13 protein-coding genes are annotated in these 14,509 nt (G+C 65.8%); 2 read left to right on the forward strand and 11 right to left on the reverse strand.

Annotation, left to right across the window (positions count from 1 at the left end):
* Positions 1–129 precede the first annotated feature (129 nt).
* Entirely contained in the window at positions 130–1,116 is a 987-nt protein-coding gene (locus tag DOM56_RS15065; RefSeq protein ID WP_110709901.1) for a D-glycerate dehydrogenase, read from the reverse strand.
* A 241-nt stretch (positions 1,117–1,357) separates the two neighbouring features.
* On the opposite strand from DOM56_RS15065, the gene DOM56_RS15070 reads away from it, so the two are divergent.
* On the forward strand, positions 1,358–2,629 hold the full coding sequence (locus DOM56_RS15070) for an FAD-dependent oxidoreductase (RefSeq protein ID WP_232822321.1): 1,272 nt from the start codon (positions 1,358–1,360) through the stop codon (positions 2,627–2,629).
* Positions 2,630–2,658: 29 nt separating this feature from the next.
* Here DOM56_RS15070 and msrQ read toward each other — a convergent pair whose 3' ends face one another.
* The 3 genes from msrQ to DOM56_RS15085 all read right to left on the reverse strand — a co-directional run bounded on the left by msrQ (position 2,659) and on the right by DOM56_RS15085 (position 5,867).
* The gene (gene msrQ / locus DOM56_RS15075) at positions 2,659–3,297 is read right to left on the reverse strand and encodes a protein-methionine-sulfoxide reductase heme-binding subunit MsrQ (RefSeq protein WP_110709902.1); all 639 of its coding nucleotides are present in this window, start codon (positions 3,295–3,297) and stop codon (positions 2,659–2,661) included.
* Entirely contained in the window at positions 3,297–4,316 is a 1,020-nt protein-coding gene (msrP, locus tag DOM56_RS15080) for a protein-methionine-sulfoxide reductase catalytic subunit MsrP (protein ID WP_110709903.1), read from the reverse strand. The genes msrQ and msrP overlap by 1 nt, the downstream gene beginning before the upstream one ends.
* A gap of 168 nt (positions 4,317–4,484) precedes the next feature.
* Positions 4,485–5,867, reverse strand: coding sequence for an SLC13 family permease (locus DOM56_RS15085; protein WP_110709904.1), 1,383 nt, complete (start codon positions 5,865–5,867; stop codon positions 4,485–4,487).
* A gap of 104 nt (positions 5,868–5,971) precedes the next feature.
* Between DOM56_RS15085 and DOM56_RS15090 the strand changes: the two genes are divergently transcribed.
* Positions 5,972–6,787, forward strand: coding sequence for a sugar phosphate isomerase/epimerase family protein (locus tag DOM56_RS15090; protein WP_110709905.1), 816 nt, complete (start codon positions 5,972–5,974; stop codon positions 6,785–6,787).
* 15 nt (positions 6,788–6,802) lie between these two features.
* On the opposite strand, the gene DOM56_RS15095 is transcribed toward DOM56_RS15090, so the two are convergent.
* The 7 genes from DOM56_RS15095 to DOM56_RS15125 all read right to left on the reverse strand — a co-directional run bounded on the left by DOM56_RS15095 (position 6,803) and on the right by DOM56_RS15125 (position 14,405).
* On the reverse strand, positions 6,803–7,744 hold the full coding sequence (locus DOM56_RS15095) for an AEC family transporter (RefSeq protein ID WP_110709906.1): 942 nt from the start codon (positions 7,742–7,744) through the stop codon (positions 6,803–6,805).
* A 117-nt stretch (positions 7,745–7,861) separates the two neighbouring features.
* Positions 7,862–9,361: a sodium:solute symporter family protein gene (locus DOM56_RS15100; RefSeq protein WP_110709907.1), complete on the reverse strand. Its 1,500-nt coding sequence runs from the start codon at positions 9,359–9,361 to the stop codon at positions 7,862–7,864.
* Between the two features lie 2 nt (positions 9,362–9,363).
* The gene (locus tag DOM56_RS15105; protein WP_110597482.1) at positions 9,364–9,600 is read right to left on the reverse strand and encodes a hypothetical protein; all 237 of its coding nucleotides are present in this window, start codon (positions 9,598–9,600) and stop codon (positions 9,364–9,366) included.
* Between the two features lie 212 nt (positions 9,601–9,812).
* On the reverse strand, positions 9,813–11,120 hold the full coding sequence (gene shiA, locus DOM56_RS15110) for a shikimate transporter (protein ID WP_110709908.1): 1,308 nt from the start codon (positions 11,118–11,120) through the stop codon (positions 9,813–9,815).
* Positions 11,121–11,254: 134 nt separating this feature from the next.
* Positions 11,255–12,310: an ABC transporter substrate-binding protein gene (locus DOM56_RS15115; protein ID WP_110709909.1), complete on the reverse strand. Its 1,056-nt coding sequence runs from the start codon at positions 12,308–12,310 to the stop codon at positions 11,255–11,257.
* Positions 12,307–13,713: a sensor histidine kinase gene (locus tag DOM56_RS15120; RefSeq protein ID WP_110709910.1), complete on the reverse strand. Its 1,407-nt coding sequence runs from the start codon at positions 13,711–13,713 to the stop codon at positions 12,307–12,309. The genes DOM56_RS15115 and DOM56_RS15120 overlap by 4 nt, the downstream gene beginning before the upstream one ends.
* Positions 13,713–14,405 (reverse strand): response regulator transcription factor, encoded by a 693-nt coding sequence (locus DOM56_RS15125; RefSeq protein WP_110709911.1) that lies wholly within the window; start codon positions 14,403–14,405, stop codon positions 13,713–13,715. Before DOM56_RS15125 ends, DOM56_RS15120 begins: the two co-directional genes overlap by 1 nt.
* Positions 14,406–14,509: the final 104 nt, after the last annotated feature.

Genomic DNA, 14,509 nt, shown 5'->3' on the forward strand with positions numbered 1-14,509 from the left:
AAAGACTAGTGCGCCACGACGATGTCGCCTATCCCCCTTTGGTGGTATATCGCCTTACCGGCAATCGGGATCCCCGATGGAAAGCCCCGGTCGAATAGTCGAGGCGCCATCGAGAACGCGGTCGTGAGGTCAGTCGAAGCGGCCTGCCCAGGCTTCCTCGTTGAACGGGCTGAGCGGACGCTTGCCGTCCAGCGCCAGCATGATGTTGTCCACGGCACGCTGCGCCATCGCCGTACGCGTCTCATGGGTGGCGGAGCCGATATGCGGCAGGGCGACGACATTGGGCATCCTGGGTAGCGGGGAGTCCGCCTGCAGCGGTTCCTGCTCGAACACGTCGAGACCGGCGCCGCGAATCTGGCCACTGGTCAGGGCATCGATCAGCGCCGCTTCGTCGACCACCTGGCCGCGGGAGATATTGATGAAAATGGCGCTTTCGCGCATCAGCCCGAACTCGCGGGCGCCGATGAGCTGGCGGGTCTCCGGGGTCAGCGGGACGATCGCGCAGACGAAATCGGATTGCTGCAGCAGTTCGTCCAGCTCGCAGTGGCGGGCGCCCAGTTCCGCCTCAAGCGCCGGCTTGGGCGAAGCGTTGGAGTAGAGGATCTTCATGCCGAAGCCGAGGGCGCCCCGGCGAGCCACGGCCTGGCCGATGCGACCGAAACCGACCATGCCCAGCGTCTTGCCATGGACGTCGCTGCCGAACTGCTCGGGCCCGATGCTCGCTTTCCAGTCACCGCGCTTGACGAATTCGGCCAGCTCCACCACCCGCCGAGCGGTCGACATGATCAGTGAGAAGCCGGTATCGGCAGTGGTCTCGGTGAGCACGTCCGGGGTATTGCAGAGCAGAATGCCGCGCCGGGTCAGTTCATCGACCGGGTAGTTGTCCACGCCCACCGAGATACTGGCGACCGCCTCCAGGTTGGGGGCGGCGTCGAGCAGTGCCGGCGTCAGCGTGACCCCGGCACCGATCAGGCCGTGGGCCTCGCCCAGGGCTTCGCGAAACGCCGGATCGTCGGGCGACTCGAGCTTGCCGAAGTAGTCGACGTGAAAGCGTTCGCGTAGCTGCTCGAGTTGCTGGTCGTTGAGGCGGCGGTACGCCAGGATGCGCTTGCTCATGAAAGACTCTCCGGCTGAGGGATGGATGATGTCCACGGGCGACGATGTCGATGTCTGCCACGGTGGGGGACGGACGAGCTTACCGACAAATCCGGCTCCCCGAGGCGGCGCTTCGACGAAAGTCTAGACCAGTGAGCCAGGGGAAGCGGGATCGGGGACGTGGCCGAAAGCCTGGAGCGACGTCACCTGGAGGCATCGAAGTTGGGCTGACCGGGTGGCGCTGGCGACGGAAAGTTGTAATGTGGAAGATCTGTTGATGATGGCGCGAGGCGTGGTGATGCAAGCGGATGTTCTGGTGCTGGGGGCTGGCATGATCGGCGTGTCGACGGCGCTGCAGTTGCAGCGGCGTGGCAGGCAGGTGGCGCTGATCGACCGGCGGGCGCCGGGGGAAGAGACTTCCTACGGCAACGCCGGGTTGATTCAGCGCGAGGCCGTCGAGCCCTACCCGTTCCCCCATGACAGCCGCATGATCTTCAAGGTCATGCGCAAGGGCGGCATCGACGTCAACTATCACCCGCTGGCGCTGCCCAGGCTGGCTTCGCCGCTGGCGCAGTACTGGTGGTGGTCGTCGCCGTCGCGCTATGCCCGGGTCGCACGTGAATACAGCCGGCTGATCGAGCACTGCCTGAGCGAGCACGATAGCCTGATTCGAGAGGCGGGTGCCGACGCGCTGGTGCGCCAGACCGGCTGGCGGACGGCGTTTCGGACACCGAGCGCCATGGCCCAGGGCATCGCGCATGCCGAGCGGCTGCAGCGGGAATATGGCGTCGAGCATACGGTCGTCGACGGCGCCGAGCTCGGTCGATTGGAACCGGGGCTGAGACATCCCATGGCCGGGGCGGTGCACTGGACCCAACCCTGGTCCGTACGCGATCCCGGTGCCCTCGTCGCCAGTTATGCCGATCTTTTCCGGCAGCGTGGCGGCCATTTCGTCAACGGTGACGCAACGACGCTGGCGCAACACGGTAAGGCCTGGCGCGTTACCACCCAGGACGGTGTGATCGATGCCGAACAGGCCGTCATTGCGCTCGGCCCCTGGGCGGATACGCTGACCCGGCGGCTGGGCTATCGCCTGCCGCTGTTCGTCAAGCGCGGTTATCATCGCCACTACACGATGCGGAAGCCGCTCAGCATGGCGATGCTGGATGCGGAAAACGGCATCATGCTGGCGCCGATGAACCGCGGGCTGCGCATCACCACGGGCGCCGAATTCGCACGTCTGGATGCCCGCGCCACCCCGCTGCAGTCCGGCAGGGCCGAGGTCGCGGCGCGCCAGATTCTCGAGCTCGGCGAGGCGGTCGAAGCCGCCTCCTGGTTGGGTGCACGCCCCTGCACCAGCGACATGAAACCGATCATCGGCCCGGCGCCGCGACACCCGGGGCTGTGGCTGCACTTCGGGCACGCCCATCAGGGCTTCACCCTGGGGCCGGCGTCCGGGCGGCTGCTGGCGGAAATGATCTGCGGCGAGACACCCTATGTCGACCCCGCGCCCTACGCCGCGACGCGGTTCTGAGCGCAAGCCGCAAGCGCGTACCCAAAAGGTCAGGCGTGCGCGCGGTGGGGTCGCTTGATCAACTGGCGGAATTTCGGCAACTGCCGGGCGATGGGCGGAATGCGCAGAATCATCAGCAGCGCGCCGACGGCGGCATAGAGGCTCCACTGCTCCAGGTCGGCCCGAACCACCCACAGGAAGTGCAAAAGCCCCAGGCCTAGCACCAGATAGACGATCTTGTGGAGGGTCTTCCAGCGCTTGCCGAGCTTGCGCATCGACCATTTGTTGGAGGTCACGCCCATCACGATCAGCCCGGCGAGGGCGAGCATGCCGACGATGATGTAGGGACGGCGAACGATCTCGCTGCCGAGGCGGGACAGATCCAGGCCGAGAATGAAGACGGCATAGCAGAACAGGTGGAGCACGGCGTAGGCGAGCGTCCACAGGCCGAGCTGGCGCCGGATCAGGGTGAAGCCTTTCCAGCGCGTCAACTTGGTCAGCGGCGTCAGGGAAAGAGTCAGCAGCAGCATCCATAGAATGCCCTGACCGATATTGAGCAACAGGTACCTCCCCGGCTCCGGCCCGGCCGCATTGATCGCGACCTGGTAACTCCACCAGACCAGCGGCGCCAGCGCGGCGATGAACACCACGATGCGCCAGAGCGTCAGCGTATAGCGCGGCATCGCCATCAGAAGTTCTTCCTCAGATCCATGCCCTGATAGAGGCTCGCGACCTCGTCGGCGTAGCCGTTGAACATGCGGGTATCGATGATGTTGGGATTGAACAGGCTGTTGGGCAGCCGGCGCTCGGTGGCCTGGCTCCAGCGCGGGTGATCCACCTGCGGATTGACGTTGGCATAGAAGCCGTATTCGTTCGGGGCGATCGCCTGCCAGGAGTTGACCGGCTGCTCCTCCACCAGCGAGATGCGCACGATCGACTTGATGCTCTTGAAGCCGTACTTCCACGGCACGATCAGCCGGAAGGGCGCGCCATTCTGGTTGGGCAGCTCGCGGCCATACATGCCGAGGCCGAGAATCGCCAGCGGATGCATCGCCTCGTCCATGCGCAGACCTTCGGTGTAGGGCCAGTCGATCAGCGCGAACGAGGAGTTCTGCCCCGGCATCTGCTCCGGTGCGACCAGGGTCTCGAACTTGACGTACTTGGCTTTCGAGGTCGGCTCGGCACGCTGGATCACGTCACCCAGCGGAATGCCCAGCCACGGGATCACCATCGACCACGCCTCGACGCAGCGCAGCCGGTAGATGCGCTCCTGCAGTCGAGAGGGCTTGACGATATCCTCGAGGGCGAAGCGCCCGCCGTTGTTGACCTCGCCGTCGATCACCACGCTCCACGGCTGGGTCTCGAGCGAGTCGGCATTGCGGGCAGGGTCGCTCTTGCCGGTGCCGAACTCGTAGAAATTGTTGTAGTGGGTGGCGTCTTCGAAGGGTGTCAGCTTGTCCAGTTTCTGGTCGGCGGGGACCACGCTGTCCCATTCGGCACTCTCGAGCTTGGGGCCGAACCAGTCCGGCGGATTGCCGGCAGGTACGTCCTGGTAGTCGGAAGCGGCGGCCTGGGCACGGCCGGCCAGTGCCAGCCCCGCACCGACGCCGATCACGCCGCCCATGAAGCGGCGACGCGAGAGATAGACCGATTCCGGGGTGACGTCCGATTCGCGCAGGTCGCCGGGCTTGGCAATCTTGATCAACATGATGAGTCTCCAACCGCCAACAGTGGCATGTCGTGGATACGCTGGCAGCGCGCGGCTGGATGCGTATCGCTTCACTCGCCGCGCGCCGAGAGTTGCAGCTCGCGTCTCGTATGACGTTCAGTCTAGGTGATCTATTCCCGGCTCCGGGGCAAAAAAATCGCGGCCCGCTCAGATCACGCCCAGCCAGCGCCACCAGACGAAATCGAGCGGCCACAGCAGCACGATGGTGATCAGCGCCAGCGGCACCGTGATCCGCATGGCCTGACGAATGGTCACGCCGGAGGTGAGCAAACCGATGATCAGGGGTGGCGACTGATAGGGAAATACCACGGTCGAGAAGCCGATCACCTGGGACATCACCACGGCCGACGGCGACCATCCGGTGACGTCGGCCAGCTGCGGCGCCAGTGGTGTCATTACCGCGGGCACGCCGGGCAGTGTGACCAGCATGCCCAGCACCGTGGCGATCACGGCGAGCCAGGTGAAGTTACCGGCGGTCGATTGCGGTGACAGCGGCAGCACGTCGAGCAGCCGACCGGCGATCGCCTCGCCCAGCCCGCTCTGATGCGCCAGCGCGCCCAGGCTGACGATGCCGGCCACGTAGATGAATGGCTCGAGATTCATCTGCTGCAATGGCCGGGCCGGCAGCAGGCCACTGCCGGGGAACAGGCAGGCCAGGGCCACCAGCATGCCGATCCAGGCCGGAGAAATGCCGTGCCAGGCATCGGTCATCCACATCAGCACGGCAAAGCCCAGCAGCACGCCCATCAGGTTGCCGCCGCGCCCCAACCGGGACGGTGCCTCGGCCGTGAACGGTGACGGTGGCGCCGCGCGGAACTGCCACAGGATCAACGCCATGATCAGTGCCCACTTGAGCAGCCCCAGCACGGGAAAGTGCAGCAGCAGGTATTCGCCGTAGCTGGGCGAATACCCGAGAACCGCTTCGCTGGCGCCCATCAGCACATTGTTGGGCACGTTGGCCGGCAGGATCGTGAAGGTGGGCAGAAAGCTCGACATGATGCCGCTGAGCAGGATGCCGATGCGGCCTGGATCGCCCGGCGCGTAGCCGAAGCGGTCGACCAGCATCAGCAGGATCGGCACCAGCAGCACGATCCGGCCCATCGCCGACGGCATGAAGAACGACGCGATCAATCCTAGCAGACCGATCCCCACGACCGCCTGTGGATAACCCGAGGCGAGGTGGGGGCCGATCCTCGCAGCGACGCGTTCGCCCAGGCCGGTGTGATTGATCGCGGCGCCGATCACCATGCCCGAGAACACCAGCCAGGTCGCAGCCGACTCGAAACCGGCGAATGCCGTCGAGGCCGGGGCCACCTTGGCCACGGTGCACAGGGTGAAGAAGATCAGTGCGGTCAGCCATTGCGGTAGCCAGCCGGTGGCCCACAGGCCGATGCAGAGCACCACGACGATACCGGCCTGCAGTACCGAGCCGTCGGCGCTACCCAGCAACAGCCAGCCCAGGGCGCCCAGCAGGGCCAGTAACGACACGCCCTGACGCCAGGGAGGAGCGGTAACCGAGGAGGAGATCATGGCGGTTCCAGAAACGAGCGAGGCGGCAGTATACCAGCGCCTCGGGAGGGTGGCGGATCGACTACGCTAAGCGGGGTGCCGTCTGACAATGATCGGGAGGTGAGATGACGACGGAAGCGATGGCGACGCTCTGCCTGAGTGGCGGGTTGATGGACAAGCTCGAGGCGATCGCGCGGGCCGGGTTCGATGGCGTGGAGATCTTCGTCGACGACCTGTGGTCGAGCGGGCTGTCGCCGCGGGCCGTCGGCGATCGCTGCCGCGAACTCGGCTTGACGGTCGTGGCGCTGCAGCCCTTTCGCGATGTCGAGGCGCTGCCGCCCGAGCTGCATCGAAAGAGGCTGGACGAGGCCAAGCGCCACTTCGATACCCTGGCCGAACTCGGTGGGGACTTTCTGCTTGCCTGCAGCAACACGCGGGAGGAGGCCGCTCACGACCATGGCCGGGCAGCCGAAACCCTGCACGAACTGGCCGAGGTGGCTGCCGCAGGAGAGATGCGGATCGGGTTCGAGGCGCTGGCCTGGGGGCGCCATCTCTTCGATTATCGCGATGCCTGGAAGATCGTCCGACAGACGGATCATCCGGCGCTCTCCATCGTGCTCGATAGCTATCACATTCTTGCCCGGGAGCTGGAGCTGGAAACCCTCGGCACGATCCCGGGCGACCGGATCGGCCTGGTGCAACTGGCCGACTCGCCGTGGCCGCGAGGGCAGGATCTGCAAGCGTTGAGTCGCCATCGACGAGCGTTCCCCGGCGACGGCGAGCTGCCCATCGGCGCCTTCATGACCGCACTGGAGCGGACCGGTTACTCGGGGCCGCTGTCACTGGAAATCTTCAGCGACAGGCTCGATGTCATGCCGACGGGCATGGCTGCCCTGCAGGGAAAGCAGGCGCTGGAGTCGCTGCGCTCCCCGAAGGGTTAGACGACCGGGCTCGAGTTAGACGAACCACAGATGGCTCAGCCAGATGCCCAGCGCCAGGGTCAGCGCAGAGAGTATCGTCGCCATCACCATCGCCGCCGTACCCAGCTCGCCGAAGCCGTAGCGCTGGCCAAGCAGCGGGTACATCGAGAGCATCGGCGCGCAGGCGAAGACGATGGCGGCGGTGGCGAAGACCGGATCGAGCCCCGGGACCAGAAGTATCATCAGCAGCACGCAGAGCGGATGCAGGGTGAGCTTGGCGAGCGCGATTCGGGTCACGCGCTTGACCATGCCGCGCACGCGCAGGCCGCACAGCGTGCCGCCGATCACGAATAGCGCCACCGGTGACGATGACGCGGCGAGCATCTCCAGCACCCGGGCGATCGGGGCCGGCGGATGCAGGTCCAGCGCGGCGAGCAGCGTGCCCACGGCGATGGCGATGATCAGGGGGTGGCGCAGGATGCGCACGGCCACCGGTTTCACCGTCTCCCAGACGCCGCCCCGGGCCTGACGGCCGAGCTCGGCGAGCACCAGCGCCGTGGGAATCACCAGCAGGTTCTCGATCAGCATGTTGAGCGCCAGGGCGATACCTGCCGCGGGGCCGATGACCAGCACCGCCACCGGGTAACCGATGAAACCGCTGTTGGAGGCCGAAGTGCCGAGTGCATACATCGCCCGGCGCTCCAGCGGCGCGTCGCCGCGCAGCGTCACCAGCAGGAAGGTGATGGCGAAGGCGAGCCCGGAACCGAGCCCGTAGACGAGCAGGTAGGGTACGTTGAAGACTTCGCCCAGCGGACGTTCCAGCAGCGCCTGGATGACCAGCGCCGGCAGGGCGATATTGATGACGTAGCGTCCCATGCCCTGAATATGGGCCTTGTCGACGACACGTTTGAGCACCGCCAGATAGCCGATGCCCAGCAGGATGAAGATGGGGATGATGGCGCCGAGGATGGTATTCACGAAGCTCTGATCACTGCGAATTAGACTTATGCCTAATAGCATGAGCGCCGGGCGAGCCACCAGCAAGTGGATTCACTCCAACGGCGCCCGCCCTCCGCGATCAGCGGGTGTCCCCGGTCAGCGCTGCCAGCCGATCACCTCCAGTGCCCGCTGCCGGTTTGCCTCGGTGGCCTGGCTGAGCAGGCTCCCGCCCACGCACACGATCAGATTGAGCAGCAATCCCCACAGGCCACTGTAGACGCCCAGCGGACGGTAGCCGGCGAAGGTGAAGACGGCGGCCAGGATGGTGCCGGCGAGCATGCCGGTGAAGACGGCCTGGGTGTTGAGTCGGCTCCAATAGAGGCCGAGGATCAGCGCCGGCGCGGTCTGGATCAGTACCTCGAACTTGAGCACGAAGATCTGATAGAGCGTTCCCGGTGGATACCAGGCGATCAGCACCAGTACGACGACGGCGGCCACGCCCACCAGCTTGCCTACCAGGATCTTGCGCGACTCATCGGCGCCGGGCGCGATGTAGCGTCCGTAGAGGTCGTTGGAGACGATCGACGAGAACGTCAGCAGTACCGAGTCGGCCGTCGACACGATGGCCGCGATCACGCCGCCGAACAGCAGCACCATCGCCCAATAGAAGAAGGCGTTCTGATTGGCCAGCGCGTTGGCCATCATACCCACCAGTTGCTCGGACTCCGCGGTGGTCAGGTCGGGAAAGGCGGAGATGCCGATGATCCCGACCATGAACACCACCCCGGCGGTCAGAAACGGCATGTAGGCCATGCGGATGAAGGAGCGCTTGAGCGTCCGCTCGCTGCGAGCCGCGAAAATCCGCTGGAAAGCGTGCGGGTAGATCGCCGCGCCGATACCCACCAGCACCAGCAGACAGAACCAGGTGGTGAGGCTGCCCCCGCTTGGCGCACCCAGTTTCTCCGGCGCCTCGGCGATCATTGTCTCGGCTGCCGTCGGCAACCCGCCGAGGTAGATCAATGAGCCGATCAGCAGCGTGAACACCCCGAACAGCAGGGCGATGCCCTGGATCGTGTCGGTGTAGGCCACCGAGCGCATGCCACCCAGCCAGCTATAGGCGACCATGATCACGATGAAGAACACCACGCCGACCTGATAGGGAATCGTGCCGCCGGTCAGGCCGGATACGCCCTGGCCGATGGCGACGAACTGCTCCAGCAGATAGTTGCCGAGACCGTAGAGCATCAGGATCGCGGCCAGGATCGTGACCTTCTTCGAACGGAAACGCAGATCGATCCAGTCCACCGGCGTCAGCAGGTTGAAGCGTCGGCCCAGTGCATAGAGCCTGGGTGCGAACAGCAGGTAGACCATGATGATCATGATGAAGAACGGTACGGAAACCAGGTATTGGTAGCCGAGCCGGTAGGCCGTGGGCGGGTAGCCGACCACTGTGTTGCCGCTGTACTGAGTGGCGAAAAAGGTGAAGAACAGCACCATGACCCCGAGGCCACGTCCGCCCAGATAGTACTCGTCGAGGCTTTCACGAACCTTGCGATTGCGCAGGAAAGCGTAGATGCCCACGGCCAGCATCAAGCCGCCGTAGAGCATCAGAACCAGAATGCCGGACCATCCGCTGAAGGCCAGTTCCACTTCCATCGTCAGGGCTCCTCGTCTTCGTCAGCGCCAGTCTCCCATTGCGTCTTCACCACCCAGGTGATGAAGATCGACAACGCCAGCGAGGCGAGCAGGATGATCAGGGCCCAGTAGGGGACGCCGAAGAATAGCGGCGACCAGGAGCCGGCGGGGAAATACCAGGGATTGATCAGGGCGAACAGAATGACGAAGCCGATCCAGACCAGCGGCTTCTTGACCGGTTCACTGATTCTTCTTTTCATCAAGGCACCTCGATGGCGTGCACGATGGCGACACGAATTCGGCGCGGCACGGCCGACATGGCGCGGCAGCAAACGAAGGACTATAGCCAGCCGCGGCGACGGCTGGCCATTACCGGTTGGCAAAGCGAGGCTTCGTCTATGGCGAAGCAGTGCGACGTTGGTCGTAAGGGGTTTCGGGGCAGGCGATAGTCAGCGGCCGGGGCTCGATCGCGTCATGCCCCTCGCTTTCGCAGCATCCACGCCGCGCCCACGGCGGAGAGCAGGCAGCCGGCGGCCAGGTAGATCGCGACCGGCGTCCAGCTGCCAGCGTAGAAATCCACCAGCGCGGCGGCGATGAACGGCGTGAACCCCCCGCCGACCACGCTGGCGACCTGGTAGCCGACCCCGGCGCCGCTGTAGCGGTAGGCGGTGCCGAACAGCTCGGCGAAGATCGGCTGCTGCACGCTGACCACCATGTCGTGGGCGAGGTTGGCGAGCGCCACGGCGAATACCACGATCCACAGGATCGAACCGGCCTGCAGCGCCATGAAGAACGGGAACGCGGCCAGCACGCCGACGATGGCGCCGGTGATGTAGACGCGCCGACGCCCCAGCGTGTCGGCGAGGAACGCGAACAGCGGAATGGTGACGCAGCTGATCGCGCCGACCAGCAGCCCGATGTGGAGAAACAGATCCCGCGACAGGTCGAGATAGCCGGTGGAGTAGCTCAGCGCGAAGGTGGTGACGATGTACATCGTGAACAGTTCGGCCAGGCGCATGGCGATGATGGTGACGAAAGCGCTGGGGTGGCGTCTAAGCGCCTCGAGGATCGGCGGTCTGGCCGGCGTCTGGTCGTTGTGCTCGACCGCTTCGACGAACTCCGGCGACTCTTCCAGGCTCGAACGGATCTTCAACGCCACCAGTACCAGCACCACGCTGAACAGAAACGGCAGGCGCCAGCCCCAGGCGGTGAAATCGGCATCGCTCAGCCAGTAGCTGAGCAGCGAGACACTGCCGGTGGCCAGGATCAGGCCCACGCCGTAACCGACCTGGACGCCACTGGAGTAGAACGCGCGGCGACCGCGTGGCGCGCTCTCCACTGCCATCAAGGCGGCGCCGCCCCACTCCCCGCCGACGGCGAAACCCTGCACCGCGCGCAGCGTCACCAGCAGGATCGGCGCCCACACGCCGATCTGGGCATAGGTCGGCAGCAGACCGATCAGCGCCGTCGCACCGCCCATCAGGATGACGGTAAGAATCAGCATGCGCTTGCGACCCAGGCGGTCGCCGTAATGACCGAATACCAGGCCGCCGAGCGGACGAAACAGAAAGCCGACGCCGAAGGTGGCCAGTGCCGCCAGGGTGCCGGCGGCCGGACTGACGTTGGGAAAGAACTGCGAATTGAAGACCAGCGCAGCGACGATGCCGTAGAGCAGGAAGTCATACCAGTCGACCACGGCGCCGACGAAACTGCCGATGGCGGCGCGTCGGGCCTGGCTTGTCGAGTGGGCGGTGGCGGTGGTCGTGGCTGGCGTGCTCATCCGGAACTCTCGGTGATCTATGTCTTTGATCGCAGCGCTGGCAGGCGCTGCGACGTCGCGGCGGCATATCTTACGGCATTGCGCTGCCGGACACAGACCTCGGCGGGTGGATCGCGCCCCTTGGCGCGAGACGACTACTGTTCCGGCGGTTCCAGGATCTGAAGTTCGCGATCCCAGCGGCGCAGAAAGGCCTGGCGGCGCAGCGGATCGACGAACGCCAGCAGCGTGGCGTTGATCGGGATCGGATAGAGGTGATCGCCCACCTGATCGCGCAGCCGCTGCGCGGTGTAGGGGCCGACGACATCATCGCGCACGCTGAACAGCGGCGTCTGGCCGGCCAGGATGTGCTGGCCCCGTTGGCTCAGCAGGAAGCTGACGAAGCGCTTGGCCGCTGCCGGATGAGGGGCATCGCGATGGACGAACGCCATCCGCATCATTACCAGCGAGTAGTCGTTGGGGACCTGGACGATGATATCGGGATGGCTCTGGGCCCAGACCATGGCATAGGAGCCCAGCAGGTTGTAGCCGAGCCAGTAGCGACCGTCGCTGAGTCCCTCCAGCATGCGCTGGGTGGTGGCTTCGAAGTCGACATTGGCGGCGCCCATGGCGGCGATCAGGTCCCAGGCGCGGGGCGTGTAGCGGGCATCCTGCTGAAACAGGGTGTAGCCCACGCCGCTCTCGCGCGGCGAATAGCTGACCACGCGGCCGTCGAGCCACTGGCGATAGTGGGTCAGCAGGTCGAGCAGGTCGCGGTGGGTCTCCGGCGGCGGCATGTGCGAGGCGAGCTCGAGCCGGTAGGCCATCACCACCGGTTCGAAGGTGAAGCCGAACACCTCGTCGCGCCATTTGGCCCACGCCGGCCATTGATCGGCCTCCGGGGCGTCGAGGGGCTGGGCCATCCCGTCGTTGCTGAGCGCCAGCTGCCACGGCATGGCCGAGCTGATCACCACGTCCGGTGGCGATTCTGGATCCCGAGCCCGGCGGTCGACCTCCAGCGTGGAGCGATCGCGGTAGTCGAGGTCGATCTGCGGGTTCTCGGCAGCGAAGGCGGCCAGCACCGGCTCGACGATCTGTCGATCCAGGGCCGCTTCGATGATCAGCCTTTCGGCCCCGCGGGCCGTGCCACTGCCGCCGACACCGAGACAGAGCGACAGCATTAGACCCAGGCCAAGGTGGAGCTGTCTGGTCATCCCTCGCTCCCCTCGGGCGGCTGACAGCGAGGCAGCGTCAGGCAGACTCTGAGCCCTCGAGGGGCGCGGTTGGACACCTCCAGCCGACTGCCGTGACGCCCGGCGATGGAGTCGGCGATGGCCAGGCCGAGCCCGGACCCGTGGGTGTCCTGGCGATGTCCGCGCTCGAAGGGTCGCGTCAGGCGGTCGAGGGATTCGGCGTCGACGCCGGGGCCGTCGTCCTCGATGGCCAGCGTCACCCACGCATCATCGCCGCGGAGCGCCAGCGTGATCTCGCTGCCGGGTGGCGTGTAGCGAAAGGCATTGTCGATCAGGTTGTTGAGCAGTTCGCGCAGGGCCCAGCTCTCGCCCTCGACCCAGACCGGAGCCAGTGCCTCGATGGCGAGCCCGAGGTCGTGATCGCGGCTGTCCTGGCGATCGGCCCAATCGACGGTGATCTCGCGCATCAACTGATCCAGTGCCAGCGGCTGACATTCATGCAATGGCCCCAGATGCTGCAGGCGGGTCAGGCTCAGCATCTGTCCGGCCAGGCGGCTGGTACGCCCGGCGCTGTCGTGGACGGTGACCAGGGCCTGGTGCCAGACCCCGGGCTCGTGGCTGGTCAGAGCCAGCTCGCTGGTGCTCTGAAGCCCCGCCAGCGGGGTCTTGAGCTGGTGCGAAGCGTCGGCGATGAAGCGCAATAGCGCGTCTCGATGATGGCGCTGGTCAGCGAACAAGCGGTTGAGCGTTTCGACCAGCTCCTGCATCTCCCGCGGCACGTCGAGCATCAACGGGCTGTTCTCCTCGGCGCGACGATCGCGCAGCGCCTGGCGCAGGCGTCGCAACGGCGCCAGCATGGTGTGCATCGCGATCCCCACCAGGGCCGCGGTGATCAGCACCATCGCGGCGAAGCGGGTCGCGCTCTTCCGGAATAGCTCCCGCGCCAGCAGGTCGCGCCCATGGCGAGTGTGGCCCACCCACAACTGCACCGGCTCCTGGGTATCCCAGCCGGCGGAGTCCACCTCGCGGCCGCTGAGACGAATCGGCTGGCCGTCGTAGCGGGCATCGAGATAGACCGGTCCTTGCCGGGCTTCGGCCCGCATCGCCTCGGTGATCGGCAGGTCGGCATTCTGGGTGATCGTGGTGCCGTTATCCGCCTGCAACCAGTAGAAGACCCTCTCCTGCCAGCGGGTGGCAAGGATCTGCAGCGCCGAGGCGGGCATCTCCAGGGTGGGATTGCCCTCCGGCCACTGCAGCGACTCGGCGATGGTCAGGCTGGCAGCCTCGAGCTGGCCATCCATGGCCCGGTCCGCCGCCTTGCGGGCGCTGGTGTAGGCCTCGATCAGCAGCAGCGTCCCCAGCCCGGCGACGATCACCACGAGCCATAGCGTCAGTCGCCGCTTGAGCGAGGTGCGAGGTGGCATCACTCGGGCCGACCCTTCCCGAAGGGCTCCCGCGGCTCCTCGAGCCGATACCCCAGGCCGCGGAGCGTTCGAATCGACAGGCCGGAGCCGGCCAGGCGCTTGCGCAGCCGGCTGACATAGACGTCCAGGGCGTTGGCGCCCACCGCTTCGAAGCCGAACAGGCGGTTCTCCAGGGCTTCGCGCTGCACGATGCGTCCCGCATTGAGCATCAGCGCTTCCAGCAGGCTGAACTCGCGCCTCGGCAGATCGAGCGCCGTCCCGTCCAGCCAGGCGCTGGCCGAGCGGGTATCCAGTACCAGACCACCGAAGCGAACGTTGTTGTCGAGCCGTTGCTGGCTGCGGCGCAGCAGGGCCCGCACCCGGGCTTCGAGTTCGGTGATCGAGAACGGCTTGGCCAGATAGTCGTCGGCGCCGAGGTCCAGCCCGCGTACCCGATCCGCCAGTGCATCCCGCGCGGTGAGAATCATCACCGGCGTCGAGTCGGTGTGGGCGCGCATCCACTCCAGCACTTCGAGGCCGCTGCCGTCGGGCAGGCCGAGGTCGAGTAGTACCAGATCGAAACGACCCTGGCGCAACGCCTGGATGGCATCGTCGATGCGGGCCAGGGCATCGACGGTATAGCCATGGCGGGTCATCGCTTGGGTCAGCGAGCGCGACAGCAGCGGGTCATCCTCGATCACGAGCAGATGCATGACGGTGTCTCGCGTCATCGGACCCCCATGCCTTATGCGACTAATGTCCTATAAGACAAAGGTTTAGATGACAGGTTGATGAAAGGTTAGCGCTCTAGCATCGC

This window comes from Salinicola sp. CR57 (assembly GCF_003206585.1).
Taxonomy (GTDB): Bacteria; Pseudomonadota; Gammaproteobacteria; order Pseudomonadales; family Halomonadaceae; genus Salinicola; species Salinicola lusitanus.

Coding starts and splice junctions, on each gene's coding strand:
- DOM56_RS15065 (WP_110709901.1), bottom strand. CDS start 1,116: ATGAGCAAGCGCATCCTGGCGTACCGCCGCCTCAACGACCAGCAACTC.
- msrQ (WP_110709902.1), bottom strand. CDS start 3,297: ATGGCGATGCCGCGCTATACGCTGACGCTCTGGCGCATCGTGGTGTTC.
- msrP (WP_110709903.1), bottom strand. CDS start 4,316: ATGTTGATCAAGATTGCCAAGCCCGGCGACCTGCGCGAATCGGACGTC.
- DOM56_RS15085 (WP_110709904.1), bottom strand. CDS start 5,867: ATGATCTCCTCCTCGGTTACCGCTCCTCCCTGGCGTCAGGGCGTGTCG.
- DOM56_RS15090 (WP_110709905.1), top strand. CDS start 5,972: ATGACGACGGAAGCGATGGCGACGCTCTGCCTGAGTGGCGGGTTGATG.
- DOM56_RS15100 (WP_110709907.1), bottom strand. CDS start 9,361: ATGGAAGTGGAACTGGCCTTCAGCGGATGGTCCGGCATTCTGGTTCTG.
- DOM56_RS15105 (WP_110597482.1), bottom strand. CDS start 9,600: ATGAAAAGAAGAATCAGTGAACCGGTCAAGAAGCCGCTGGTCTGGATC.
- shiA (WP_110709908.1), bottom strand. CDS start 11,120: ATGAGCACGCCAGCCACGACCACCGCCACCGCCCACTCGACAAGCCAG.
- DOM56_RS15115 (WP_110709909.1), bottom strand. CDS start 12,310: ATGACCAGACAGCTCCACCTTGGCCTGGGTCTAATGCTGTCGCTCTGT.
- DOM56_RS15120 (WP_110709910.1), bottom strand. CDS start 13,713: ATGCCACCTCGCACCTCGCTCAAGCGGCGACTGACGCTATGGCTCGTG.
- DOM56_RS15125 (WP_110709911.1), bottom strand. CDS start 14,405: ATGCATCTGCTCGTGATCGAGGATGACCCGCTGCTGTCGCGCTCGCTG.